The following is a 26,609-nucleotide window of genomic DNA, read 5'->3' as shown; positions in this document are numbered from 1 at the left end:
TTGCGGGATTCGTGCCAAAAACCGCTGAGTGGGCACTCCGCCATGACCGTGCATTTGCGCTACACTGCGCCGCTTGTGCAGATCGATAGAGTTTGAAGGACAACCATGACGTTCAAGGCGCCGGACAGCCTCGCCGAGCAAATCGCTCACCACCTCGCCGAACGCATCATTCGTGGCGAAATGAAGCCGGGAGAGCGCATCCAGGAACAGAAGGTCACGCTGGCGCTCAACGTCAGCCGCGGTTCGGTCCGCGAAGCCTTGCTGATCCTCGAGCGCCGTCACCTGATCGCGATCCTGCCGCGTCGTGGCGCCCACGTTACCGAGCTGACGCCGCACAAGGTGCAGAGCCTGTGCACGCTGATGAGCGAGTTGTACATCCTGCTCGGCAATTCGGTGGCCAATGGCTGGCAAGTGCAGTCGGACATGGCGCCGTTCGTGCAGATCCAGCAGCGCCTGACCGCCAATTACGAACGCGGCGATATCCGCAGCTTCGTCGATGACAGCTTCGCGGTGATGCGCGCCGCCTATCCGTTTGCCAACAATCCGTACCTGCAAGAAACCGTCGAGAACCTCCAGCCGGCGATGAGCCGCGCGTATTTCCTCGCCCTCGAACAGCGCAAGGCGGAAATGAGCGAATTCCTCGAACTGTTCGAACGCTTGCTCGCCGCCGTACTCGCCCGTGATTTGCCGCAGATCCGCATCGTGCTCACGGCGTATGCCCAGCGCAGCTGCGATCTGGTGGTGTCTGCGCTGACGGTTGCCTGAGCGTGCGGCTGAAGTGCATCAAACTGGCGGGGTTCAAATCCTTCGTCGACCCGACCACGGTGAACTTCCCCAGTAACATGGCGGCGGTCGTCGGGCCGAACGGTTGCGGCAAGTCGAACATCATCGACGCCGTGCGCTGGGTGATGGGCGAAAGTTCGGCGAAGAACCTCCGTGGCGAGTCGATGACCGACGTCATCTTCAATGGCTCGACCAGCCGCAAACCGGTGAGCCAGGCCAGTATCGAACTGGTCTTCGACAACTCAGACGGCACGCTGCTCGGCGAATACGCGGCCTATGCGGAAATTTCCATCCGCCGCAAAGTCACCCGCGACAGCCAGACCACCTATTACCTCAACGGCACCAAATGCCGTCGGCGCGACATCACCGATATTTTCCTCGGCACCGGCCTCGGTCCGCGCAGCTACTCGATCATCGAACAGGGGATGATCTCCAAGCTGATCGAATCCAAGCCCGAAGACCTGCGTAACTTCATCGAAGAAGCCGCCGGCATCTCGAAATATAAAGAGCGCCGCCGCGAGACCGAGAACCGCATCCGTCGCACCCACGAAAACCTCGCCCGCCTGACCGACCTGCGCGAAGAGCTGGAGCGCCAGCTCGAGCGCCTGCACCGTCAGGCCGAGGCGGCGAAAAAGTATCAGGAACTCAAGGCCGAAGAGCGTCAGCTCAAGGCGCAACTGTCGGCCCTGCGCTGGCAGGATCTCAATGAGCAGGTCGGTCAGCGCGAGTCGATCATTGGCAATCAGGAGGTCAGTTTCGAAGCGCTGGTCGCTGAACAGCGTAACGCTGATGCGGCCATCGAACGCCTGCGCGACGGTCACCATGATCTGTCCGAGCGCTTCAATCTGGTGCAGGGCCGCTTCTATTCGGTCGGCGGCGACATCGCCCGGGTCGAGCAGAGCATCCAGCACGGCCAGCAGCGGTTGCGCCAGTTACAGGACGATCTGAAAGAAGCCGAGCGCGCGCGTCTGGAAACCGAGTCGCATCTGGGCCACGACCGCACGTTGCTGCTGACCCTCGGCGAAGAACTGGACATGCTCACCCCCGAGCAGGAAGTCACCAGCGCCGCCGCCGAGGAAGCCGCTGCGGCCCTCGAAGAAGCCGAAACCACCATGCACGGCTGGCAGGAGCAGTGGGATGCTTTCAACCTGACCGCTGCCGAACCGCGGCGTCAGGCTGAAGTCCAGCAATCGCGAATCCAGCAGCTGGAAAGCAGCATGGAGCGTCTGGCTGACCGACAGAAGCGCCTCGCTGAAGAGCGCGCGTTGCTGTCCGCCGACCCGGAAGACGCGGCGATCATGGCGCTCAACGAGCAGCTCGCCGAGTCTGAAGCGACCCTGGAAGATTTACAGACCAGCGAAGAAGCGCAGGTCGAAAAGCTCGAACAACTGCGTCAGGAATTACATCAGGCGTTGACCGCGCAGCAGCAGGCGCAGGGCGATCTGCAGCGGCTCAATGGGCGTCTGGCGTCGCTGGAAGCCTTGCAGCAAGCGGCGCTCGATCCGGGCACCGGCACCGCCGAATGGTTAAAGGAACACAACCTCGCCGAGCGTCCGCGCCTGGCCGAAGGCCTTAAGGTCGAGGCCGGTTGGGAACTGGCGGTGGAAACCGTGCTCGGCGCCGATCTGCAAGCGGTGCTGGTCGACGATTTCAGCGGCTTCGATCTGTCCGGTTTCACTCAAGGCGATTTGCGCCTGCTCAGCCCGGCCAGCGATGGCGTGCGGGTGGCGGGCAGCCTGCTGGACAAAGTCGAGGCGCAGATCGATCTGTCGCCGTGGCTCGGCCAGGTCAAACCGGTCGACAGCCTTGAACAGGCGCTGGCCTTGCGCGGCCAGTTGAGCGCCGGGCAGAGCCTGATCAGTCGCGATGGCTACTGGGTCGGTCGACACTTTTTACGCGTACGTCGCGCCAGCGAAGCGGAAAGCGGCATGCTCGCCCGGGGCCAGGAAATCGAAGACTTGCAGCTTGAGCGCGAGGAGCGTGAAGCCACGGTCGAGGCCATGGAGACCCGCCTGCAAACCCTGCGCGCGCAACAGCGCCAGCAGGAAAACGGCCGCGAACATCTGCGCCGCTTGCTGCAGGACGAAGCGCGCCAGCAAGGCGAACTGAAAGCGCAGTTGTCCGCCGGTAAGGCCAAAGCCGAACAGCTGACATTGCGCCGCACCCGTCTCGATGAAGAACTGGTCGAGCTCGCCGAACAGCGCGAGCTTGAGCACGAGCAGGTCGGCGAAGCGCGCATGAATTTGCAGGAAGCGCTGGATTCCATGGCGCTCGACACCGAGCAGCGCGAGTTGCTGCTGGCCCAGCGCGACAGCCTGCGCGAGCGCCTTGATCGCGTGCGTCAGGAAGCCCGGCAGCACAAGGATCACGCCCATCAATTGGCCGTGCGTCTCGGCTCGCTGCGTGCCCAGCACGATTCCACCCGGCAGGCGCTGGAGCGTCTGGAAATGCAGGCCGAGCGCCTGACTGAAAAGCGCGAGCAGTTGAGCCTGAATCTGGAGGAGGGCGAGGCGCCGCTGGAAGAGCTGCGTCTGAAACTCGAAGAGTTGCTCGACAAGCGCATGACCGTCGATGAAGAACTCAAGACCGCGCAGATCGCCCTGGAAGACGCCGATCGTGAGTTGCGCGACGCGGAAAAACGCCGCACCCAGGCCGAGCAGCAATCGCAGTTGATTCGCGGCCAGCTCGAACAGCAACGCATGGAATGGCAGGCGCTGACCGTACGGCGCAAGGCTTTGCAGGATCAATTGCTCGAAGATGGCTACGATCTCAACGGCGTGCTCGCCACATTGACCGCACAAGCCAGTGAACGCGAGGCCGAAGAAGAACTCGAACGCATCAATGCGCGGATTCAGCGCCTGGGTGCAATCAACCTCGCGGCCATCGATGAATACACGCAACAATCGGAGCGTAAACGTTATCTGGATGCGCAGGACGCCGATCTGGTCGAAGCGCTGGAGACCCTGGAAAACGTCATCCGCAAAATCGATAAGGAAACCCGCAACCGTTTCAAAGATACCTTTGATCAGATCAACGGTGGTTTGCAGGCACTTTTCCCGAAAGTTTTCGGTGGCGGGCGCGCGTATTTGGAACTGACGGGCGAAGATCTACTCGATACAGGGGTGACGATCATGGCGCAGCCGCCCGGGAAGAAGAACAGCACCATCCATTTGCTCTCCGGCGGCGAAAAAGCCCTGACTGCACTGGCCCTGGTTTTTGCCATCTTCAAGTTGAACCCGGCGCCGTTCTGCATGCTCGATGAGGTTGACGCGCCACTGGATGACGCTAACGTTGGACGCTACGCACGCCTGGTCAAAGAGATGTCGCAGACCGTGCAGTTCATCTACATCACCCACAACAAGATCGCCATGGAAATGGCCGAGCAGTTGATGGGCGTGACGATGCATGAGCCGGGCTGCTCGCGACTGGTGGCGGTGGATGTCGAGGAGGCGATGGCGATGGTGGACGCCTAGCGGCGCAGCTGCGGGTTACAAGCTCCAAGCTGCAAGTGGACGGCTTGTGGCTTGGAGCTTAAAGCTTGTAGCTGCGAAGCCTTTGATCGTGCTAGTTTAATGTCAATTTTTCGTATACGTGGGCAAAACGCCTGTCAGAACATAGAGTTGGCGCCACGTTTTAAAGCGGTTTACGCAGTGTAAACCCCTTATTTTTCAGCATTTTTTATAGAGGCACGGGATTACATGGAAATCGGTCTGCGCGAGTGGCTGATCGTCATCGGCATCATTGTGATAGCCGGTATTCTTTTCGATGGCTGGCGCCGTATGCGTGGCGGCAAGGGAAAGCTGAAATTCCGTCTCGACCGGAGCCTGTCCAATCTGCCGGACGAGGACACCAGCGCCGAGCTGTTGGGCCCGGCCCGCGTCCTGGACACGCACAAAGAGCCGCAACTGGACGAGCACGATCTGCCGTCGGTGAGCATGCCCAACCGCGAAGCCCGCGAGCCGCGTGAATCCGGTTCGAAACGTGGCAAGCGCGGCAGCAACGGCCCGGCGCAGGGCGACTTGAACCTCGACCTCGACCTGGACGGCGGCCCGAGCTTCAGCAGTCGCGATGATGACTTCGCCGAAGACAGCAAGCCTGCAGCGGCCGTGGCGGAAAAAGATCAGCCGCAAGCCGAAGAAGTCCTGGTGATCAGCGTGATTTGCCGCGACCCGGCCGGCTTCAAAGGCCCTGCGCTGCTGCAGAATATTCTCGAAAGCGGCCTGCGTTTCGGCGAGATGGACATTTTCCACCGCCACGAAAGCATGGCCGGCAACGGCGAAGTGCTGTTCTCCATGGCCAACGCGGTCAAGCCGGGTATCTTTGATCTGGACGACATCGACCACTTCAGCACCCCGGCGGTGAGCTTCTTCCTCGGTCTGCCAGGCCCGCGTCATCCGAAGCAGGCTTTCGACGTGATGGTCGCGGCAGCCCGCAAGCTGTCCCAGGAACTGAACGGCGAGCTGAAAGACGATCAGCGCAGCGTACTGACCGCGCAGACGATCGAACACTACCGTCAGCGCATTGTTGAATTCGAACGCCGCGCATTGACCCAGAAGCGTTGATACAAAAGGTCGTTCCTGTTTAACAAGACGATCGGCAAAATAATTGAGCAGCCTCGGCTGCTCTTTTGCTTTATGAGAGAACACCCATGACCGCCGCCAAAACCCGCATTCTAGAGCTGCGCGCTGAGCTGGATCAGCACAACTATCGCTATCACGTTCTCGACGAGCCGAGCATTCCCGATGCCGAGTACGATCGCTTGTTCCACGAGCTCAAGGCACTGGAAGCGGCCAACCCGGAACTGATCACCAGCGACTCGCCGACCCAGCGCGTCGGCAGCATGGCGTTGACTGCGTTCACTCAGGTGCGTCACGAAATCCCGATGCTCAGCCTCGGCAACGCCTTCGAAGAGTCCGACATGCGCGAGTTCGATCGCCGCGTCAACGAAGGCCTCGACGTGCCGGCCGGCGATCTGTTCGGTGGCGGCGCGGCGGTGGAATACAGCTGCGAGCCGAAGCTCGATGGCCTGGCGGTCAGCCTGCTGTATCAGGACGGTCTGTTGGTGCGCGGCGCCACCCGTGGCGATGGCACCACCGGCGAGGACATCAGCGTCAACGTGCGTACCGTGCGCAATATTCCGCTGAAGCTGCACGGCGAAGGCTGGCCGGCGACGCTGGAAGTGCGCGGTGAAGTGTTCATGTCCAAGGCCGGTTTCGAGCGCCTCAATGCTTCGCAATTGGAAATCGGCGGCAAGACCTTCGCCAACCCGCGCAACGCGGCAGCAGGCAGCCTGCGCCAGCTCGACTCGAAGATCACCGCCAACCGGCCGCTGGAATTCTGCTGCTATGGCATCGGTCAGGTGTCTCACGATATCGCCGACACCCACATCGGTAACCTCAAGCAGTTGCAAAAGTGGGGCATGCCGATCAGTCACGAACTGAAGCTGGCCAAGGGCATCGATGAGTGCCTGGAGTATTACCGCGACATCGGCGAGCGCCGTAACTCGCTGGCCTATGAAATCGATGGCGTGGTGTTCAAGGTCAACAGCATTGCCGACCAGCGTGAACTGGGCTTCCGCGCCCGCGAGCCGCGCTGGGCGATCGCGCACAAATTCCCGGCGATGGAAGAACTTACCGAGCTGCTCGACGTGGAATTCCAGGTCGGCCGCACCGGTGCGGTGACTCCGGTGGCGCGTCTGAAACCGGTGAAGGTCGCCGGCGTCACCGTGGCCAACGCCACGTTGCACAACATGGACGAAGTCGCGCGGCTGGGCCTGATGATCGGCGACACGGTGATCATCCGCCGCGCCGGTGATGTGATTCCGCAAGTGGTGCAAGTGATCACCGAGCGTCGCCCCGATGACGCGCGCCCGGTTGCCATTCCTCAAAGCTGCCCGGTGTGCGGCTCGCACGTTGAACGCACGCAACTGGTCAAGCGCAGCAAGGGCAAGGAAACCTTCAGCGAAGGCGCGGTGTATCGCTGCGTCGGCCGACTGGCCTGTGGTGCGCAACTGAAACAGGCGATCATTCACTTCGTCTCGCGCCGGGCCATGGACATCGAAGGCTTGGGCGACAAGAGCGTCGAGCAACTGGTCGACGAAGGTCTGGTCAGTTCCCCGGCCGATCTGTATGCGCTGAAATTCGACGACATCGTCGATCTGGAAGGCTTCGCCGAGGTATCGAGCAACAAGCTTCTCAAAGCCATCGAGGACAGCAAGCAACCGAGCCTGGCACGTTTCATCTACGCCCTCGGCATTCCCGATGTCGGTGAAGAAACGGCCAAGGTGCTGGCGCGCTCGCTGGGTTCGCTGGAGCGCGTGCAACAGGCCTTGCCGCATGTGCTGACCTACCTGCCGGATGTCGGCCTGGAAGTGGCGCACGAGATCCACAGTTTCTTTGAGGATGCGCACAACCGGCAGGTCATCAGCGAATTGCTCGGCCATGGTTTGCAGATTCAGGATCAGGGCGAACTGGGCGCCGAATTCGCCGCCAGTACCACGCTGGGCGGCTTGCTCGACAAACTGCACATTCCCTTCGTCGGCCCCGGTGGTGCGCAGAAACTGGCCGATCGGTTTGGCTCGCTGGATGCAGTGATGAACGCTGACTGGCTGGACATGCGTCAGGCATTGCCGGAGAAGCAGGCCAACTCCGTGCGCGAGTTCTTCGCCTCGGCTGAGCATCGGCAACTGGCCGAGCAGGCCGAGCAGCAATTGCGCGATTTCGGCATGCATTGGCAGAGCGAGAAAAAAGTCGTCGAAGGTCTGCCGCTGTCCGGCGAAACCTGGGTGCTGACCGGCAAGGTCGAATTGATGAGCCGGGATGTGGCCAAGGATCATCTGGAAAGCCTGGGTGCCAAGGTCGCCGGTTCGGTGTCGGCGAAAACCCATTGCGTGGTCGCAGGCCCGGGGGCCGGCTCGAAACTGACCAAGGCCAACGAACTGGGGGTGAAGGTCATGGACGAGGAAGCGTTTATCGCCTTCCTCAAAACCCACGGCGTCGCTGTCTGACCGGATGAACCCCTGTGGCGAGGGGATTTATCCCCGTCCGGATGGACACCTGTGGCGAGGGGATTTATCCCCGCTGGGTTGCGCAGCGACCCCAAAACCCTGCGACCGATCATTTTATCTGTATCGCGTGTACGGTTTTTTGCGACTGCTGCGCAGTCGAGCGGGGATAAATCCCCTCGCCACAACGGCGGTGTCACTCAGGAGCGGGCTATATTCGGGAACGATGTTGTCTTCCGGATGATCTAGTCTTGGCCAGTCCCAGGGAGAGATCGCCATGCACCGCTTTTTCGAGCAGCTCAGTTCCCGCATCATCGCGCCGTTCGTGGCCGGATCCTCGCGCAACAGCAAAGTCTGGCCGTGCCGTTGCGGCCAGTCGCTGTTCTTTCGCAACAGTCAGTGCCTGGCCTGTAACGCCTTGCTTGGCTATCAACCTGAAGAAAGTCGCCTTACCTCGCTGCAGCCGGGGCCGGAAGAGGGCACCTGGACGCTCGACGCCGATCCCGACGCCGGACTGTTCCGCCGCTGCGCCAACCTCGACATGCCCGCCGCGTGCAATTGGCTGCTGCCGGCCACCGATCACGACACCTTGTGCATCGCTTGCAGCCTCAACCGCACCATTCCCGACCTGTCCGTCGCGGAAAATCCCGAACGCTGGCGCAAAGTTGAAATCGCCAAGCGTCGACTGGTCGCGCAACTGATCACCCTCGGCTTGCCGGTCATCCCGAAAACCGTCGACGAAGAAACCGGATTGGCTTTCGACTTCATCGGTGTCGACCTCGAAGGCAACGAGCCGATGACCGGCCACGCCAATGGCCTGATCACCCTCGACATCAAAGAGGCCGACGACGCTCACCGTGAGCAGGTCAGGGCGGCGATGCACGAACCTTACCGCACGCTGCTCGGGCACTTTCGCCATGAGGTCGGCCACTACTACTGGGATCGCCTCATCGCCAATGGCCCTTGGCTGGACGCGTTCCGCAATCTGTTCGGCGACGAGCGCGCGAGTTACGCCGAGGCGCTGGACCGGCATTACCAGCAAGGCGCACCGCTGGACTGGCCGCAGCACTACGTCAGTGCCTACGCGACCATGCACCCGTGGGAAGACTGGGCGGAAACCTGGGCGCACTACCTGCACATGATGGACGCCGTGGATACCGCGCTGGGCTTTGGCATGAGCGCGCGGGAAATGGACTTCGACTATCAGCCATTTCCCACCAGCACCCTGTACGACCCCGAGCATCCCGGCGGTGGCGCTTTCCTGTCATTCGTCAATGCGTGGATCGAACTGGCCGGCATGCTCAACGAACTGTCGCGCAGCATGGGCCAACCGGATTTCTACCCGTTCGTACTGCCGGCGGCGGCGATCGCCAAGTTGCACTTCATTCATCTGGTGATCCAGCAGGCGGGCGGCAGGGCGGATGAGGTGCTGGCCTTGTAGGTGTCGCAGGCCGTGATGTTTATGTCCTTGAAGCCGTTCAGGTTTTTTATCTGCAACCAACGGTTGTAAGTTCATCTCAGACAGGTACAATGGCGCGGCTCGCCGACAGGCAAGCGTCGTTATGGTGACCCCATCGGTCCCCCCGCAACGATTACCCGTGAACCTGGTCAGATCCGGAAGGAAGCAGCCACAGCGGGAACATTGTGTGCCGGGGTGTGGCTGGTGGGGGCACCACCTTAACGAACCTACCGAGAATTCAAAGAGAACTGCATGGGTTTCGCCCACTGCGGTTTTTTTATGCCTGCGATTTGGCTAGTGGCGTTGATCCGCCATCAGAAACGCGCGGATCAGCAGCGCAGCGTCCCGGTGCCCGTGCGGCTGTCGACCGCGAACAGTGGCATACTCCCTCGCCTGGCATTGAGAGGTAAGGCAAGTGGGTGAAATCGACGATCTGACTCGTGAAAAACTGCGCGAATGGCAGATGCGGCGTCTGGAAGTCAAAACGCAGATGCAGGATCAGCCCGAGCGCACGCTGGAGTTGTCGCGAGTGCTCGACCTGATGGATGAGGAGCACGCCGCGATTCTGGCGGCTTCGACCGTGTTCAACGCGGCTGAAGAAACTGCGCAGCCGCTCGCGGTGCAGGACCAGCCCGTCATCACTGAATCGGTGGCCGGCCAGTACGACCTGCAGCTGCAAGCCACCGCTCAAAACCCTGAACACCTGCGCAAACTGCTGGAAATGGCGCTCTACGAAGTGCAGGCGCAAATCGATGCAGGCCCGCTGGCTAGTGGAGCAGATCGACGCGGCATGTCCGGCACGCTCGGCGGTTACTCCTTCGAGCTGCGGATCAGCCCGGAGGCCAGCCGTGAGGGAAACTTGCCGCAGTCCCATGAAATGCACGACGAGAATGACCAGGACTGATCTGGTGTTGTATTAAGGCCCAGGCGGCGAGGTTGTATGCACCCGGAACATTTTGATTTGGCCACCCCGGTATTTCTGCCCATCACCCATGATGTGTGTACGGCGCTGTTGCAGCCCGAGGGTGACGCGACACTCGCCAACCTGAGCGACTCGGAACTGGCGGCGGTGCTGGTCATCCAGAACCTCGCCCAGGCCACGGAACAGGACCTGAGCGCCAGCGCAGCGGAGAAAATTCTCGCCAGACTCATTGACTGGTCTGTCACCTCCCGGCGCTCCGGATCGGCGGGACTGCTTGCAGAGGCGCGGCGTCTGTTCGATTCGCGCAAACTGTATTTCGGCCTCAATGCGCTCAAAGGTCTGAACCTGCGCTTTCTCATGGCCGATGAAGTCACAGCGCAGGAATACCTGTTACCCGGCGGGCAATGGGATGTGGACTACAAAGTCCGCCACCAGCAACAGAACAACCCGTTTCGCCAGCAAATGGTTACGCCACGCGAGCGCGAGCACTGGTTGAGCGCGGCGCAGGACAAACTGCTGCGAACCTTCCGTGCCAACCTCGACGAAGACCTGCACGTGCAGGGTTATGCGGGCATCGGCAAGAGCTACATGCTCAGCGCGCTGATCGAATGCCTGCGCTCGAAACGCACCCTGGTACTGGCGCGCACCCCGGCGAAACTGGCGACGTTGCGCAAGCACATCGCCCAAGTACACAACACTGAGATCGGTCAGACGTTTTTCGACTTTGCCCAGGCCCAGCTGCTTGGCCCCCGCTTTCATATGGCCAAGGCGCCCGCGCGGATTCCGAGCAAGCCGGCGCTGGCGCAGGAGTTGAATATCTTCGGCTTTCGTCACCACGACGGGCCAGGCACCCTCGAAGTTTGCCTGCGCGTGCTGGAGCTGTATTGCGCCTCCAGAGACCACACGCTGTCCGCTAGGCATCTGCCGCACTTCCAGCAGCCATTGACCGGCGCAGACTCGCAAGCGCTGCTGGAATACTCCAGTCGCCTGTGGGTGTATCTGGAGGCCAACCCGGCCTGGGCCAGCCAGAGCGGTTTTCCGACGTTGCTCATGATCAAGCGCGCCAGTCTCGCCGGTTGCCGCGTCCCGCCGCGCTACACCCATGTGATCATCGACGAAAGCCAGGACGTGCCGGCGTCGCTGCTGCAAATCATCGAGCGCGGGCAGCAGGTGCTGATCACCCTCGGCGATGAATATCAGCAGGCCACGGGCGAGGCGCCCAAGCGCAAGCGTGAAGTCCGTCAGAGCGATATCTGCTATTCGGTGCGTTCGGGGCGCAATGTCGAGCGCCTGGTCAATCCGCTGATCTCGCGCCACACGCAGAAGAGCAAAGTGCCGTTTGAAGGCGCTCGACACGCTGACGTCGATATCGAGTACTACCCGCAATCCTTCGTACCGCCCGAAGGTTGCGTGGTGCTGACCGCGTCACCGTGGGACACGATGATGTGGGCCATCCATCTGCACGACTCCAGTTGCGCCTTCAGTTTTCCCGACCGGGAAGCGCAGGACGACATCAAGCATTTCATGACCACCGCCATCGAACTGTTCCGCCGCGATTTCTACAACGCCGGGTCCAGCGAAAAGGGGCCGCATCCGTATTTCAGCGACATGGCCGATTGGCGGCAAGTGCGTGAGGCCAACCGTTTCGATGAAGCTTTTTTGTGGATCGAAGCGCAACTGCAAAACGGCTTCATGATTGCCGACCTGACGCGACTGAGCCAAAAGATCATCGAGCCGGGCAAAGCCTGCCTGTTGATGATGGCCGAGCGGGCCGGCGGCATGGAGTTCAAGCGCGTGCTGTTGACCCGGACGTTGCTCAGTAACGAGAAATTCAAGGATGCCTACGAGTTCGATCAGCGCATCTGTGCCGTGTACATCGCCGTGTCCCGTGCCCGGCAGCAGCTTTATCTGCCTTACGACGTGGTCGAGTGGATCGATTATCACCACAGCCGCGAGCCGAAATTCCGCGAATCGCACGGTTATTGACCCGGCCAACCCTGTGGGAGCTAGGGTGTGGTTGAAGAGGCGCCGGTATACAGGCGGATAATGTCGTCGATCTCGCCGGACATTTTCATCCGCAGCAACGTGCGCAGGATCCGCTGCACCGGCACGTTCGGGTCGTTCCTCACGTAGCAGCCGATATTCTGTTCCTGCAGCACCGCGACCCCTTGCAGCTGCTGCTCCGGCAGCAGGCGCTGATTGATCCAGTCCAGTGTCCACTGATTGCTCACCGCATAGCGGTATCGCCCGGCCAGCAGCTTTTCCAGTACCTGTTCCTGATTGCGCGCGTCTTCGCGTTGCAACTGGTCAGCGTCGAACAGCGGTTGCAGGGTAGGGTAGCTGTAACCGAGGACGGTGCCGATGGCCTGGCGCGGCAGCCGGGCGGGATCGATCTGCGCCGGTTGCTCCTTGCGGCTGACCAGCAGGTCGCGCTGAAACCACAACGGCACGCTCCAGATGTAATCGCCGGACTGATTCGGCAACCACGACTGTGCGGCATAGCAGCGCACATCGATGTCGCCGTGTTCCATGGCGCTCTGTACCCGCGCGCGCGGCAGGACGACGAATTGCGCTGGCGCACCAACCTGGGTCGCCAGGCTGAGCAGGGCGTCGTGCAGGATGCCCTGGGTCGGTCTGCCGCCTTGCAGTTGCACCATCGGCATCGCCCAACTGTCCGGCACGGCGAAGCGCAACGGCGCTTGCGCTGCCATCGCGTTGAGGCTGATACCCAGCAATGCCGCCACGGCCCACCGCATAGACGCTCCGGTAATTCCTCGTCCCGAGCTGATAAAAGCCTCTGCTGATGCAGCTTAGCCATATTAGACGAGGACACCGGATGCAATTTTGCCCTTGCTCCGCTAGCATTAGCCGCTTCTGCTTCCTTCGCTGCGACGGTTTTCGATGAGTTATCAGGTTCTTGCACGTAAATGGCGTCCACGCTCGTTCCGCGAAATGGTCGGCCAGACCCATGTGCTCAAGGCTCTGATCAATGCCTTGGACAGCCAACGGCTGCACCACGCCTACCTGTTCACCGGGACGCGCGGGGTCGGCAAGACCACCATCGCGCGGATCATTGCCAAGTGCCTGAACTGCGAGACAGGTATCACCTCCAGCCCCTGCGGCGAGTGTTCGGTATGCCGCGAGATCGATGAAGGCCGTTTTGTCGACCTGATCGAGATCGACGCCGCCAGCCGCACCAAGGTCGAAGACACCCGCGAACTGCTCGATAACGTGCAGTACGCGCCAAGCCGTGGGCGCTTCAAGGTCTACCTGATCGACGAAGTGCACATGCTTTCCAGCCATTCCTTCAATGCGCTGTTGAAAACCCTTGAAGAGCCGCCGCCCTATGTCAAGTTCATCCTGGCGACCACCGATCCGCAGAAACTTCCGGCAACGATTCTTTCGCGCTGCCTGCAATTCTCCCTGAAGAACATGACGCCCGAGCGTGTGGTCGAGCATTTGACCCACGTCCTGACCGCAGAAAACGTACCGTTCGAAGACGACGCACTGTGGCTGCTTGGTCGCGCTGCTGACGGTTCGATGCGCGACGCCATGAGCCTGACCGATCAGGCCATCGCGTTCGGTGAAGGCAAGGTCCTCGCGACCGACGTGCGGGCCATGCTCGGCACACTGGATCACGGTCAGGTCTATGACGTGCTGCATGCGCTGATCGAGGGCGATGCCAAGGCGCTGCTCGAAGCCGTGCGTCACTTGGCCGAGCAAGGCCCGGACTGGAACGGCGTGCTCTCGGAAATTCTCAACGTGCTGCACCGCGTGGCCATCGCTCAGGCGCTGCCGGAAGGCGTCGACAATGGCCACGGCGACCGTGATCGCGTATTGGCCCTGGCCCAGGCGCTGCCGGCCGAAGACGTGCAGTTCTATTACCAGATGGGTCTGATTGGGCGCCGTGACTTGCCGCTCGCGCCGGACCCGCGTGGCGGTTTCGAGATGGTCTTGCTGCGGATGCTCGCGTTCCGCCCGGCGGATACGGCGGACGCGCCGAGGCAACCGCTAAAGCCAGTGGGGATCAGCCAGGCCACAGTTGATTCCGCAAACTCAGTGGCTGCCGCGCCGAAGCCTGCGCCGGTGGTCGCTGCGGCTGCGGCTGCTGCGCCAGCACCCGCGCCCGCACCGGTAGCAGCGCCGGCTGCCGAGCCAGAACCTGTGGCGCCGGTTGTCGAAGCGCAACCGGAGCCTGAGCCAGTCGCCGTCGAAACCGTGGTCGACTTGCCATGGAACGACCCGGTGGAAGCCGAGCCCGAGCCGGCACCAGTACAGCAACCCGCCGTCGAACCGGTGCTGGAAACTGCTGGCGAGCAGCCTGAATTGCCGCCGATGCCGCTGCCAACCCCGGACAGCGTGGTCCCGGATGCGCCGGAGTGGGCCGCTGCGCCAATTCCCGAGCCGTCCGTCGCCGACGTCGATGCCGCTACGCCGGGCATGGACATGGACGACGAACCGCCGCTGGATGAAGACTACATCGAGCCGGACATGGATTCGGCCTACAGCTACCTCGACGAACTGGCCAGCGAACACGCCGCCGATCCCGAGCCTGAGCCCGAGCCGGAACCTGCCGCCGCGCCGGCCACCGGTCTGGCCCTGCAATGGCTGGAGCTGTTCCCGAAGCTGCCGATTTCCGGCATGACCGGCAGCATCGCCGCCAACTGCACATTGATTGCGGTCGATGGCGATCACTGGCTGATGCACCTCGATCCGGCCCACAGCGCACTGTTCAACGCCACGCAACAGCGTCGTCTCAACGACGCGTTGAACCAGTTCCACGGGCGCACGCTGACGCTGACCATCGAGCTGATCAAGCCCGAGCAGGAAACCCCGGCCCAGGCCGCCTCCCGCCGCCGCGCCAATCGCCAGCGTGAGGCGGAGGAATCGATCCACGGTGATCCGTTCATCCAGCAGATGGTTCAGCAGTTCGGCGCGGTGGTGCGAAGCGATACTATTGAACCTGTCGACGCCTTGGTCACCCAAGGCTAATAACTGAAGGTGCTCGGCCAAGATGGCCGGGCGCTGTTTTATCCAAGTACGTTTGAGGTGATTCCCATGATGAAAGGTGGCATGGCCGGCCTGATGAAGCAGGCGCAGCAGATGCAGGAAAAAATGGCCAAGATGCAGGAAGAACTGGCCAACGCCGAAGTCACCGGCAAGGCCGGCGGCGACATGGTCACCGTGGTGATGACCGGTCGTCACGACGTCAAGAGCGTGAGCATCGACCCAAGCCTGGTCGAAGGCCTGAGCGAAGACGACAAAGAGATGCTGGAAGCCGTGGTCGCCGCCGCCGTCAACGACGCCGTGCGCAAGATCGAAGCCAACAGCCAGGAAAAAATGGGCAGCATGACCGCTGGCATGAACCTGCCAGCGGGTATGAAACTGCCATTCTGATTCGCCTTTGGGCGGCAGATGAGCTACACAAAATGCCAGGCATTGCGCCTGGCATTTTTGTTTCTGCCTGATGGGCATGTGCCGCAGACTGACGCCTTCGCGAGCAGGCTCGCTCCCACACGTGGAAATGCAATCCCTGTGGGAGCGAGCCTGCTCGCGAAGGCGGCGCCTCGGTCAAAACTGCAGAAACATCGAACACACCACCGCTACCAAGGTCTGCTCCCTATACACCGAATTCCCCCATTCACAGGAGACGCTGACATGTCCGACCCTCTCACCCTCAATCAACGCTTCGTCCTCGCCTCGCGCCCGACCGGCGCGCCGACTCCGGAGAACTTTCGTCTCGAGCGCGAGGCGCTGCCGGATCTGCAGGACGGTCAGGTGCTGCTGAAAACCCTGTACCTGTCGCTCGACCCGTACATGCGCGGGCGTATGAGCGACGCTCCGTCCTACACTGCGCCAGTGCAAATCGGCGAAGTCATGACCGGTGGTGCGGTCAGCCGGGTCGAGCAGTCCAATCATCCGAAATTCCACGTAGGTGATCTGGTGGTTGGCGCCACCGGTTGGCAGAGCCACAGCATCAGCGACGGCCGCAACATCATGCCGATCCCGGCCGGCCTGCCGAGCCCGTCGATGGCCCTCGGGGTGCTGGGTATGCCGGGCATGACCGCGTACATGGGCCTGATGGACATCGGCCAGCCGAAAGAGGGTGAAACCCTGGTAGTGGCTGCGGCGTCCGGCGCCGTCGGCTCGGTGGTCGGGCAAGTGGCGAAGATCAAAGGTCTGCGTGCGGTCGGCGTGGCCGGTGGGGCCGAGAAGTGCAAATACGTGGTCGAGGAGCTGGGTTTTGATGCCTGCATCGACCACAAGGCCGATGACTTTGCCGAGCAACTGGCCAAGGCCTGTCCCAACGGCATCGACATTTACTACGAGAACGTCGGCGGCCATGTCTTCGATGCCGTCGTGCCGTTGCTCAACCCCAAGGCGCGCATCCCGTTGTGCGGCCTGATCGCCGGCTACAACGCCGCCGAGGCGCCGACCGGCCCGGATCGCCTGCCGATGCTGCAACGCACTTTGCTCACCAAGCGTGTGCGTATTCAGGGCTTCATCGTCTTCGACGATTACGGTGATCGTCAGCCGGAATTCATCAGCCACATGGTGCCGTGGGTACGCGACGGTAAGGTGAAATTCCGCGAGGACGTGGTCGAAGGCCTGGAGCAGGCGCCTGAGGCGTTCATCGGTCTGCTGGAAGGGCGCAACTTCGGCAAACTGGTGGTCCGGGTCGCCCAGGACTGAGGATTTGACGCTGGCCAGAGGCGCGGGTATAAACCGCGTCTCGTTGTTTAGTCGGACTGTTTACCCATGAGCTTCAGCCCTTTGATTCGCCAACTGATCGACGCCTTGCGCACCTTGCCAGGCGTGGGTCAGAAAACCGCTCAGCGCATGGCGTTGCAGTTGCTCGAACGTGATCGCAGCGGCGGCACTCGTCTGGCCCAGGCCTTGAGCCAGGCCATGGAAGGCGTCGGCCATTGCCGCCAGTGCCGCACGCTGACCGAAGACGACCTCTGCCCGCAATGCGCCGACCCGCGCCGCGATGACACGCTGCTCTGCGTGGTCGAAGGGCCGATGGACGTTTATGCGGTGGAGCAGACCGGCTTCCGTGGCCGCTATTTCGTGCTCAAGGGGCACTTGTCGCCGCTGGATGGCCTGGGGCCTGAAGCGATCGGGATTCCGCAACTGATGGCGCGGATAGAAGAGGCGGGGACCTTCACTGAAGTCATCCTCGCCACCAACCCGACCGTGGAAGGCGAGGCGACCGCGCACTACATCGCGCAGTTGCTCAACAACAAAGGCCTGGTCGCCTCGCGGATTGCCCACGGCGTGCCGCTGGGCGGTGAGCTGGAGCTGGTCGACGGCGGCACGCTGGCGCATTCGTTTGCCGGGCGTAAACCTATCTCCCTGTAAGTCTCTATCGCCCTTTCGGGCCACATCGCTGGCAAGCCAGCTCCCACAGTGTTGGATGTGACCCACAGCATATGTGTCCACACCGAACCCTGTGGGAGCTGGCTTGCCAGCGATGGCCGCGCCGCGGTCCATCTGATTCACACAATTTCATTGGTAACCAAGCAAGCGCTCGGTTAACGTCGGCGAACCCTTCCGTGGAGCTCGCCCATGCCTGCCTTTCAGGAATACTTCGACCTCAGCCACCAATTGGTCCGTGACAGCGTCAGACGTTTCGTCGAACGCGAGATCCTGCCGGACATCGATCAGTGGGAAGAAGCCGAAAGCTTTCCCCGTGAGCTGTACCTCAAGTCCGGTGCGGCGGGCATTCTCGGTATCGGCTATCCCGAAGCGCTCGGCGGCAGCCATGAAGGCGATCTGTTCGCCAAGGTCGCTGCCAGTGAAGAGTTGATGCGCTGTGGCTCAGGCGGGCTGGTGGCGGGGTTGGGTTCGCTGGATATCGGTCTGCCACCGATCGTCAAATGGGCGCGGCCTGAGGTGCGAGAGCGGGTCGTCCCCCAAGTGCTCAGCGGCGAAAAGATCAGCGCCCTGGCGGTGACCGAGCCCGGCGGCGGCTCCGACGTCGCCAACCTGCAAACCCGCGCCGTGCGTGACGGCGACTGCTTCCGGGTCAGTGGCAGCAAAACCTTCATCACCAGCGGTGTGCGCGCCGATTTCTACACGGTCGCGGTGCGTACCGGTGCGCCGGGGTTTGGCGGCATCAGCTTGTTGCTGATCGAGAAGGGCACGCCGGGTTTCAGTGTCGGTCGGCAGTTGAAGAAAATGGGCTGGTGGGCGTCGGACACCGCTGAGTTGTTCTTCGACGATTGCCGCGTGCCGGCAGGCAACCTGATCGGCGCCGAGAACATGGGCTTCGCCTGCATCATGGGCAATTTTCAGAGTGAACGGCTGGCCCTGGCGCTGATGGCCAACATGACTGCGCAATTGGCGCTGGAGGAGAGCCTGAAGTGGGCGCGCGAGCGTGAGGCGTTCGGCAAACCCATCGGCAAGTTTCAGGTGATCAAACATCGCCTCGCCGAAATGGCCACGGCGCTGGAAGTGTCGCGCGAGTTCACATATCGGCAAGCTGCAAAAATGGCGGCGGGGCACAGCGTGATCAAGGAGATTTCCATGGCGAAGAACTTCGCCACCGACACCTCGGACCGCATCACCACCGAAGCCGTGCAGATTCTTGGCGGGCTCGGTTACATGCGTGAAAGCCTGGTGGAGCGGCTGTATCGGGATAACCGCATTCTGTCGATTGGCGGCGGGACGCGGGAAGTGATGAACGAAATCATCAGCAAGCAGATGGGGCTTTAAATCTTGCGGTGTAGCTGAAGGCCCCTTTGCGAGCAGGCTCGCTCCCACAGTTGTAATGCATTGCCCTGTGGGAGCGAGCCTGCTCGCGAAAGCGGCCTGTCAGACGCTGCTTATTTATCGGTCAAAGCAAACTGCGTCAGGCAAAAGGTAGGAATGCCCATGTCCTCAAGACGCTGCGAACCTTGCAGCTCCGGCAGATCAATGATCGCTGCCGCTTCATGTACCCGCGCGCCCATGCGGCGAATCAGGTTGGCTGCTGCGATCAGCGTGCCGCCGGTAGCGATCAGGTCATCGAACATCACCACCGAATCGCCTTCACACAGGCTGTCGGCGTGCACTTCCAGAAACGCTTCGCCGTACTCGGTGGCGTAACCTTCGGCCAGTACGTCCGCCGGCAGTTTGCCTTGCTTGCGGAACAGCACCAGCGGCTTGTTCAACTGATAGGCCAGTACCGAACCGATCAGAAAACCACGGGCATCCATGGCGCCGATGTGGGTAAAGTCGGCTTCGACGTAGCGATGGGCGAAGCTGTCCATCACCAGGCGCAGGGCCGTCGGCGACTGGAACAGCGGGGTGATGTCGCGAAAGATCACGCCCGGTTTCGGGAAGTCGATCACGGGGCGGATCAGGGATTTGATGTCGAAGGAGTCGAAGACCATCGGGGTGTCCTGGCAGGGCTGCAAACGGCGCAGTATACCCGCGGCTGAAACGATTCGCTCAACCGCGGGTCGTGATCAGCCTTCGATCGAACCGCCGGCCAACGCACACAGCTGGATCGGGTCGAGGATGTGAATCTCTTTGCCCTCGGCGGCGATCAATTCGTTCTGCTGAAAACGGGTGAACACCCGCGATACGGTTTCCACCGCCAGGCCCAGGTAATTGCCGATTTCATTGCGCGACATGCTCAGGCGGAACTGGTTGGCCGAGAAGCCGCGAGCACGGAAGCGTGCCGACAGGTTGACCAGGAAAGTAGCGATGCGCTCGTCAGCGGTCTTCTTCGACAGCAGCAGCATCATTTGCTGGTCGTCACGAATCTCGCGGCTCATCACCCGCATCAACTGGCGGCGCAGTTGTGGCAATTGCAGCGCGAGTTCGTCGAGGCGCTCGAAAGGGATTTCGCAGACCGAAGTGGTTTCCAGCGCTTGGGCCGAGACCGGGTGTTTTTCGGTGTCCATGCCCGACAGTCCGACCAGTTCGCTCGGCAGGTGGAAGCCGGTCAGCTGTTCTTCGCCGGCATCGCTCAGGCTGAAAGTCTTCAGGGCACCAGAGCGGACTGCATAAACGGAATCAAAGGTGTCGCCTTGGCGGAACAGGAACTCACCTTTCTTCAGCGGGCGGCCGCGTTTAACGATTTCGTCGAGCGCATCCATGTCTTCCAGATTCAGAGAAAGTGGCAGGCAGAGCGGGGCCAGGCTGCAATCCTTGCAGTGGGCCTGGTTGTGAGCGCGCAGTTTGACTGGCTCGGACATTTCTTCAATCCTTGTGGGAAAACACACATAAGCCGTAAGGGTAACCCACGGAAGGACATTCAGGCCAGCACGCGGCGGCGTTGTCCTACAGACATAAAGCCGCAGCACCGCCGGCCGATAACCCACTATCAGTACTCATCCAAGGAAGGCCCCGATGACCGCCATTGGCACGCTAAGCCCCGGTAGCAGCGGCATTGCTGCTTCGCCGGAGATGGCCAGCACCGACGCTGCAATCGATCGCGATGAAGACTTGTCGCACACGGCAACCCCGACCTTGGTCGAGGGCGTCAAAGTGTCGCTGTCCGGCGCGGCCATCGCCAAATCCGCCGCTGTCGGTGGCGAAAACAGTGACATCGACAACAGTGGCTTGCCGGAGAACATCCAGCAGTTGCTGAAGATGATTCGCAAGATCCAAAAAGAAATCATCGAGAAAAAAGCCCGCATGGCGGCGGTCATGTCAGACAGAACCCTCTCCAACGAGGAAAAGATCAACAAGCTCGCCGCATTACGTGGCGCCATCGCCGCCCTCAACAGCGGCCTGATCACCGCCAACCTTTCCTTGTCGAAAGTCATGAACCAGTCGGCGCTCAACCCTGATCAGAACCTCAAGGTCGGCTCGTTGCTGACCAAGCCTTAAATCACTCGGGAGAAACGCTGGCGGTTCTGCTGCTCCAGGTACGCATCGAACACCATGCACACCGAGCGCACCAGCAATCGGCCCGCCGGCAGCACCTCGATGCGCTCGCGCTCGAGCCTGATCAGGCCATCCTCGGCCATACCTTGCAACTGCGGCCACAGCGCGCCGAAATAGCCTTGGAAATCGATGTTGAACTGCTGCTCGATCTCGGCGAATTCGAGTTTGAAATTGCAGATCAGCTGCTGAATCACCGCGCGGCGCAAACGGTCGTCGGCGTTGCACACCAGGCCGCGACTGGTCGCCAGCTGCGCGCTGGCCAGGCTGTTCTGATAGGCAGTGAGGTCGCTGCTGTTCTGGCAGTACAAATCGCCGATCTGGCTGATCGCCGACACGCCCAGACCAATCAGGTCGCAATGGCCGTGGGTGGTGTAACCCTGAAAGTTGCGTTGCAGGGTGTGTTCTTCCTGAGCGATCGCCAACTCGTCATCGGGCAGGGCGAAGTGATCCATGCCGATGTAGCGGTAGCCGGCAGCGGTCAGTTGCTCGATGGTGCGCTGGAGCATCTCCAGTTTGTGCGCAGGGCTCGGCAAGTCGCCGCTGTTTATTCGCCGTTGCGGCATGAAGCGTTCCGGCAGGTGCGCATAGTTGAACACCGACAGGCGATCCGGTTGCAGGCTGATCACTTCTTCGACGGTGCGGGCGAAATTGTCGGGCGTCTGCTTTGGCAGGCCGTAGATCAGATCGATGTTGATCGAGCGAAATTGCAGGGTTCGCGCCGCATCGATCACCGCGCGGGTTTCTTCCAGACTTTGCAGGCGATTGACCGCACGCTGCACCGCCGGGTCAAGGTCTTGCAGGCCAATGCTGACCCGATTGAAACCCAGTTCGCGCAGCAGGCCCATGGTCGACCAGTCGGCCTCGCGCGGGTCGATTTCGATGCCGTAATCGCCCGAGTCATCGTTGAGCAGATTGAAATGCTTGCGCAGGTGCGCCATCAACTGACGCAACTCGTCGTGGCTGAGAAAGGTCGGTGTGCCGCCACCGAAATGCAGTTGCTCGACGGTTTGCGCCGGGTCGAGGTGGCAGGCAATCAACTGGATTTCCTGCTCGAGCCGTTGCAGATACGGTTGCGCACGGCCGCGATCCTTGGTGATGACCTTGTTGCAGGCGCAGTAGTAGCAAATGTTCGCGCAGAACGGCACATGCACGTACAGCGACAACGGCCGCTGCGCCTTGCGGCTGTCGCGCAGGGCATGGAACAGGTCGAAAGTGCCGACCTGACCGTGAAATTGCACGGCGGTCGGGTACGAGGTGTAGCGTGGCCCCGCCAGATCGTAGCGGCGGATCAGATCAGAGTCCCAACGAATGGCGTCGAGCATGCGGGCATTCCCCCGGATAGGCTGGCAGTGTGGCGAGTCTAGGGGAGGGCGTTACAGGGCATCTTGATTTGCATCAACGGCGAGGATTTGTGTTGTTCGTGCGGGCGTCTTCGCGAGCAGGCTCGCTCCCACATTGGATTTGCAGCGTACTCAAGACCTGTGGGAGCGAGCCTGCTCGCGAAGGCCTCCCCACACATTTAATGGCCCATGAGCCAATGCTGATGCGGCCCGGGCAAGGTCCACAGGCCAAACACAATCACCAGCAAGCCACCCGCCATGCGCACGCTGCGTTTGCGCAGGATCGCCGTGACCCGTTCAGCCGCCAGCCCGGTGGCGAGCAGCACCGGCCAGGTGCCGAGGCCGAAAGCGAGCATCAGCAACGCACTGTCCAGCGCATTGCCCTGACTCGCGCTCCACAGCAAGGTGCTGTAAACCAGCCCGCACGGCAGCCACCCCCACAGCGCACCGAGCAGCAAAGCACGCGGCAGGCTGGAAACCGGCAGCAAGCGATTCGCCACGGGTTGAATAAAACGCCACAAGCCACGCCCGAGCGCTTCGATACGGGTGAGCACGCTCCACCAACCGGCCAGGTACAAACCCATGGCGATCAGCAGCAACCCGGCCAGCACACGCATGAACAGCGCCGCCGGGCTGTTGGCGACTGCCCAGCCGGCCAGACCGATGAGCAGTCCCGCCGTGGCATAACTGAGAATCCGCCCCAGGTTGTACGCCAGTAACAGGCGAAAGCGCCGGCTGCGCTGCTCCTTGGGGATCGCCAGGGTCAGCGCGCCCATCAGGCCGCCGCACATGCCCAGGCAGTGGCCGCCACCGAGCAGGCCGAGGATCAGCGCCGAGACCAGCAGGGGCGCCATTTCAAGCATGGGGCGGCGCCTTGTCGTCCGGTTTGCCGGCGTTGGCTTCGTCCACCGCAGCGGTGTGGTTGGGATCCTGATCGTCAAAAAGGATGCTGTGCGCCGGGCCGTCGAGGTCGTCGTACTGACCGCTGTCCACCGCCCAGAAGAAGATGTACACGGCGATGGCGACGATGAGCAAGGCAGCGGGAATCATCACATAGAGAGCTGGCATCGGTAACTCCAGGCCCGCGCGGCTCAGGCCGGCAGCGGGCGGGTTTGGGTCGGGCTGCTGGCGGCCGGCGCGCTCGGCAGACGAGTCAGGCGCAGGGCGTTGAGCACCACGGTCAGCGAACTGATCGACATGCCGACCGCCGCCCACACCGGAGTGATCCAGCCGAGGGCGGCGAACGGCAACATGAGGCCATTGTACAGCGCTGCCCACAGCAGGTTTTCGATGATTACCCGGCGCGTGCGTCGCGCCAGCGTGAAAGCTTGCACCAGAGCGTCGAGGCGATTGGACAGCAACACTGCATCGGCGCTGGTTTTCGCCAGGTCGGTGGCCGAGCCCATGGCCACGCTGATATCGGCCGCAGCCAGCACCGGCACGTCGTTGACGCCGTCGCCGAGCATCAGCACCTTGCGCCCTTCCTTGTGCAGTTGTTGCAGCACTTGCAGTTTGTCATCGGGGCGCAAGCCGCCACGGGCCTCGTCGATGCCCAGTTCGGCGGCGACACTGGCGACCATCGGCGAACTGTCGCCGGACAACAACAAGGTGCGCCAGCCCCGCGCCTTGCAGGCCGCGAGCAGGGCGGGGGCATCGTCACGCAGGCGATCGTCGAGGACGAACCATGCCAGCGGCCCCTGAGTGTCGGCGAGCAGCAACCATTGTCCGGCCTCATCAGGCATTGACGGCAGTGCCGCGCCGCTCAGGGCACAGGCGAACGGCGCCTGACCGATGCGCAAGCGTTGCTCACCGACCACGCCTTCCAGGCCCAGACCGGGTGTGCTGTGCACGTCCTCGGCGGCCAGCGGCGCACGGCCGAAAGCGCGGGCGATCGGGTGTTCCGAACGGTTTTCCAGCGCAGCGGCAAGGCTCAGGCATTGCTCGCTGTCGAGCGCGCCGAGCGGGCGGATCGAGCGCAGCACCAAGCGGCCTTCGGTGAGCGTGCCGGTCTTGTCGAAAATCACCGTGTCGATCTGGTTCAAGCCTTCCAGCACATGGCCGCGTGTCAGCAGCAGGCCGAGTTTGTGCAGGGTGCCGGTGGCGGCGGTGAGGGCGGTCGGCGTCGCCAGTGACAGCGCGCACGGGCAGGTCGCCACCAGCATGGCAAGGACGATCCAGAACGCCCGCGCTGAGTCCAGTTGCCACCACAGCACGCCGATCATTGCTGCGGCAATCAGCGACAGCAGCAGGAACCATTGCGCGGCGCGGTCGGCGATTTCAGCCAGACGCGGTTTCTCCGCCTGAGCGCGATCAAGCAGGCGCACGATCGCGGAGAGGCGCGTGTCCTGTCCCAGCGCCTGCACTTCGACGGTCAATGCGCCTTCGACATTGAGCGTGCCCGCAGTTACTGCATCGCCGAGCGTGCGTGGCTGTGGCAGGTATTCGCCAGTCAGCAGCGATTCGTCGATGCTCGACTGACCGTCGATGATCTTGCCGTCAGCCGGCAGAATCGAGCCCGGCTGCACCAGAATCCGCTCGCCCACACGCAACTCGCTGAGCAGGATGCGTTCACTCTGGCCATCACTATCCAGGCGCAGGCACGAGGCCGGTAACAGATTGACCAGTTGCGCGGTGGCAGCAGCGGTGCGTTCGCGGGCGCGGCGTTCCAGATAACGCCCGGCGAGCAGAAACAGCGCGAACATGCCGACCGCATCGAAGTACAGCTCGCCGACCCCGGTGATCGATGTCCAGATCCCGGCCATATAAGCGCTGCCGATCGCCAGTGAAACTGAAACGTCCATGGTCAGGTGGCGGGTGCGCAAATCGCGCATCGCGCCTTTGAAGAACGGCGCGCAGCTGTAGAACACGATGGGTGTGGTCAGAAACAGCGCGACCCAGCGCAGGATCGTGTGCAGCTCGGGACTGAGGTCGATGTTGAATTCCGGCCAGGTGGCCATGGTCGCCATCATCGCCTGAAACCACAGCAACCCGGCGACGCCGAGCTGGCGCAGGGCCAGGCGATTCTCGCTGGCCAGTTGTTCGCTGGCACGGTCGGCCTGGTACGGGTGGGCGGCGTAACCGATGTGGCGCAGCTCGGCGAGGATCTGGCTCAGCGGCAATTGTGCGTCGGCCCAACGCACGTGCAGGCGATGGTTGGAGAGGTTCAACCGCGCTTCGGCGACGGCGGGCAGGGTGCGCAGGTGTTTCTCGATCAGCCAGCCGCAGGCGGCGCAACTGATGCCTTCCATCAACAAGGTGGTTTCGGCCAGATCGCCTTCATGGCGCACGAAGGGTTGCTGCACGTCGGCGCGGTCGTACAGCGCCAGTTCATCAGTCAGTTGCACCGGCAGCGCTTCGGGATTGGCCGACGCTTCGCTGCGATGCTGGTAATAACTTTCCAGCCCCCCGGCGACAATAGCTTCGGCCACCGCCTGACAGCCCGGGCAGCAGAACTCGCGGGCCTGCCCGAGGACGACGGCGGTGAAGCGGCTGCCGGACGGGACGGGCAGGGCGCAGTGGTAGCAGGGGATTGGACTGGTCATGGTGCGTGTTCCGATGATCGTTCCCACGCTCCGCGCGGGAATGCCTCCCCGGACGCTCCGCGTCCGCTTCGGCTGGGACGCGGAGCGTCCCTGGCTGCGTTCCCACGGAGAGCGTGGGAACGATCAGAGTAAGGCTTAGTTTTTCAGGTCTTCCGCACCCTGCAATGGCTCATCACCCAGCAGCAGTTCCTTGTCATGACTGACCAGCTCTTCTTCGAACATGCGCCACACGTGCTCATCCTGGCTGCCGAGCAACTCGACAAAGCGCCGCCCTTCGACCTTGTCGCTCAACTGGCCGATGTAGCGCCCGCTTTCGCTTGCACTGCGGGTCAGCACGATCTTGCGATCCTTCTCCGGCTGGGTCGGCGAGATCAGGTTCAGTTCCAGCGTTTGCGGCTGGCTGTCACCGTTCAAGCGCAAATCGACTTCCCCGGTTACGTCATCCAGATGCACCACTGCACGCAGTTTCAGGGTTTGTGCCAGCAGCTCGCGATCCAGTGAACGGTTGATGCCTTTGCCCGCCTCGTAATAGTTGTCGTTGACCAGATTGTCCGGGTTGTTCACCGCGATGGTAACCATGGACAGGGTCAAGGCCACCGAGCAGGCCAGAATCGCGATGATGATCCACGGCCAGAGGTGCTTGTACCAGGGACTTGCGGCGTTTGCAGCGGGCATGTTC

The 26,609-nt window shown here is 62.0% G+C and carries 21 protein-coding genes and 1 other RNA gene; 14 read left to right on the top strand and 8 right to left on the bottom strand.

Going from position 1 to position 26,609, the window contains the following annotated elements; all coding sequences use genetic code 11:
- Positions 1–105 precede the first annotated feature (105 nt).
- The 8 genes from KVG87_RS12790 to KVG87_RS12755 all read left to right on the top strand — a co-directional run bounded on the left by KVG87_RS12790 (position 106) and on the right by KVG87_RS12755 (position 12,153).
- The gene (locus tag KVG87_RS12790; RefSeq protein WP_039763015.1) at positions 106–765 is read left to right on the top strand and encodes a GntR family transcriptional regulator; all 660 of its coding nucleotides are present in this window, start codon (positions 106–108) and stop codon (positions 763–765) included.
- Between the two features lie 2 nt (positions 766–767).
- The gene (gene smc, locus KVG87_RS12785; protein WP_217850988.1) at positions 768–4,256 is read left to right on the top strand and encodes a chromosome segregation protein SMC; all 3,489 of its coding nucleotides are present in this window, start codon (positions 768–770) and stop codon (positions 4,254–4,256) included.
- Between the two features lie 225 nt (positions 4,257–4,481).
- Complete coding sequence (gene zipA, locus KVG87_RS12780) at positions 4,482–5,345, top strand: cell division protein ZipA (protein WP_016773851.1); 864 nt, start codon at positions 4,482–4,484, stop codon at positions 5,343–5,345.
- Positions 5,346–5,431: 86 nt separating this feature from the next.
- Complete coding sequence (ligA, locus tag KVG87_RS12775) at positions 5,432–7,789, top strand: NAD-dependent DNA ligase LigA (RefSeq protein ID WP_217850987.1); 2,358 nt, start codon at positions 5,432–5,434, stop codon at positions 7,787–7,789.
- Between the two features lie 274 nt (positions 7,790–8,063).
- The gene (locus KVG87_RS12770) at positions 8,064–9,227 is read left to right on the top strand and encodes a zinc-binding metallopeptidase family protein (protein WP_217850986.1); all 1,164 of its coding nucleotides are present in this window, start codon (positions 8,064–8,066) and stop codon (positions 9,225–9,227) included.
- A 131-nt stretch (positions 9,228–9,358) separates the two neighbouring features.
- An RNA gene (gene ffs, locus KVG87_RS12765) (signal recognition particle sRNA small type) lies at positions 9,359–9,455 on the top strand.
- A 205-nt stretch (positions 9,456–9,660) separates the two neighbouring features.
- Positions 9,661–10,149: a hypothetical protein gene (locus KVG87_RS12760; RefSeq protein WP_217850985.1), complete on the top strand. Its 489-nt coding sequence runs from the start codon at positions 9,661–9,663 to the stop codon at positions 10,147–10,149.
- Between the two features lie 36 nt (positions 10,150–10,185).
- Positions 10,186–12,153 carry a hypothetical protein gene (locus KVG87_RS12755; protein WP_217850984.1) on the top strand — a complete coding sequence of 656 codons (1,968 nt, stop codon included), beginning with the start codon at positions 10,186–10,188 and terminating at the stop codon, positions 12,151–12,153.
- Between the two features lie 20 nt (positions 12,154–12,173).
- Here the strand turns inward: KVG87_RS12755 and KVG87_RS12750 are convergent, their stop codons facing one another.
- Complete coding sequence (locus KVG87_RS12750; protein ID WP_217850983.1) at positions 12,174–12,923, bottom strand: substrate-binding periplasmic protein; 750 nt, start codon at positions 12,921–12,923, stop codon at positions 12,174–12,176.
- A gap of 145 nt (positions 12,924–13,068) precedes the next feature.
- Here KVG87_RS12750 and dnaX point away from each other — a divergent pair, with 145 nt between their 5' ends.
- The 5 genes from dnaX (at position 13,069) to KVG87_RS12725 (ending at position 18,885) form a co-directional block, all read left to right on the top strand.
- Positions 13,069–15,159 (top strand): DNA polymerase III subunit gamma/tau, encoded by a 2,091-nt coding sequence (gene dnaX / locus KVG87_RS12745; RefSeq protein WP_076566949.1) that lies wholly within the window; start codon positions 13,069–13,071, stop codon positions 15,157–15,159.
- Positions 15,160–15,225: 66 nt separating this feature from the next.
- On the top strand, positions 15,226–15,564 hold the full coding sequence (locus KVG87_RS12740; protein WP_003223337.1) for a YbaB/EbfC family nucleoid-associated protein: 339 nt from the start codon (positions 15,226–15,228) through the stop codon (positions 15,562–15,564).
- Between the two features lie 261 nt (positions 15,565–15,825).
- Positions 15,826–16,860 carry an NADPH-dependent curcumin/dihydrocurcumin reductase gene (curA, locus tag KVG87_RS12735; protein ID WP_217850982.1) on the top strand — a complete coding sequence of 345 codons (1,035 nt, stop codon included), beginning with the start codon at positions 15,826–15,828 and terminating at the stop codon, positions 16,858–16,860.
- Between the two features lie 66 nt (positions 16,861–16,926).
- Positions 16,927–17,529: a recombination mediator RecR gene (gene recR, locus KVG87_RS12730; RefSeq protein ID WP_016773861.1), complete on the top strand. Its 603-nt coding sequence runs from the start codon at positions 16,927–16,929 to the stop codon at positions 17,527–17,529.
- A 207-nt stretch (positions 17,530–17,736) separates the two neighbouring features.
- Complete coding sequence (locus tag KVG87_RS12725; protein WP_217850981.1) at positions 17,737–18,885, top strand: acyl-CoA dehydrogenase family protein; 1,149 nt, start codon at positions 17,737–17,739, stop codon at positions 18,883–18,885.
- Positions 18,886–18,995: 110 nt separating this feature from the next.
- Here KVG87_RS12725 and KVG87_RS12720 read toward each other — a convergent pair whose 3' ends face one another.
- The gene (locus KVG87_RS12720) at positions 18,996–19,544 is read right to left on the bottom strand and encodes an adenine phosphoribosyltransferase (protein WP_007918333.1); all 549 of its coding nucleotides are present in this window, start codon (positions 19,542–19,544) and stop codon (positions 18,996–18,998) included.
- 75 nt (positions 19,545–19,619) lie between these two features.
- Entirely contained in the window at positions 19,620–20,354 is a 735-nt protein-coding gene (fnr, locus tag KVG87_RS12715; protein ID WP_016773865.1) for a fumarate/nitrate reduction transcriptional regulator Fnr, read from the bottom strand.
- A gap of 154 nt (positions 20,355–20,508) precedes the next feature.
- Between fnr and KVG87_RS12710 the strand changes: the two genes are divergently transcribed.
- The gene (locus KVG87_RS12710) at positions 20,509–20,991 is read left to right on the top strand and encodes a hypothetical protein (protein WP_217850979.1); all 483 of its coding nucleotides are present in this window, start codon (positions 20,509–20,511) and stop codon (positions 20,989–20,991) included.
- Here KVG87_RS12710 and hemN read toward each other — a convergent pair.
- The 5 genes from hemN to KVG87_RS12685 form a co-directional block, all read right to left on the bottom strand.
- Positions 20,988–22,370 (bottom strand): oxygen-independent coproporphyrinogen III oxidase, encoded by a 1,383-nt coding sequence (gene hemN, locus KVG87_RS12705; RefSeq protein WP_217850977.1) that lies wholly within the window; start codon positions 22,368–22,370, stop codon positions 20,988–20,990. The genes KVG87_RS12710 and hemN overlap by 4 nt on opposite strands.
- Positions 22,371–22,567: 197 nt before the next feature.
- Positions 22,568–23,251: a sulfite exporter TauE/SafE family protein gene (locus tag KVG87_RS12700; RefSeq protein ID WP_217850975.1), complete on the bottom strand. Its 684-nt coding sequence runs from the start codon at positions 23,249–23,251 to the stop codon at positions 22,568–22,570.
- Entirely contained in the window at positions 23,244–23,456 is a 213-nt protein-coding gene (ccoS, locus tag KVG87_RS12695; protein WP_039763029.1) for a cbb3-type cytochrome oxidase assembly protein CcoS, read from the bottom strand. Before ccoS ends, KVG87_RS12700 begins: the two co-directional genes overlap by 8 nt.
- A 23-nt stretch (positions 23,457–23,479) precedes the next feature.
- Positions 23,480–25,930, bottom strand: a complete 2,451-nt coding sequence (locus KVG87_RS12690) for a heavy metal translocating P-type ATPase (RefSeq protein ID WP_217850972.1) — start codon at positions 25,928–25,930, stop codon at positions 23,480–23,482.
- 135 nt (positions 25,931–26,065) lie between these two features.
- On the bottom strand, positions 26,066–26,605 hold the full coding sequence (locus KVG87_RS12685; RefSeq protein ID WP_217850970.1) for a FixH family protein: 540 nt from the start codon (positions 26,603–26,605) through the stop codon (positions 26,066–26,068).
- Between the last annotated feature and the right edge of the window lie 4 nt (positions 26,606–26,609).

The sequence above is a fragment of the Pseudomonas siliginis genome, assembly GCF_019145195.1.
Classification (GTDB): domain Bacteria; phylum Pseudomonadota; class Gammaproteobacteria; order Pseudomonadales; family Pseudomonadaceae; genus Aquipseudomonas; species Aquipseudomonas siliginis.
Note: the sequence above shows the minus strand (reverse complement) of the source record. Positions and strands in the feature narration are given on the sequence as shown.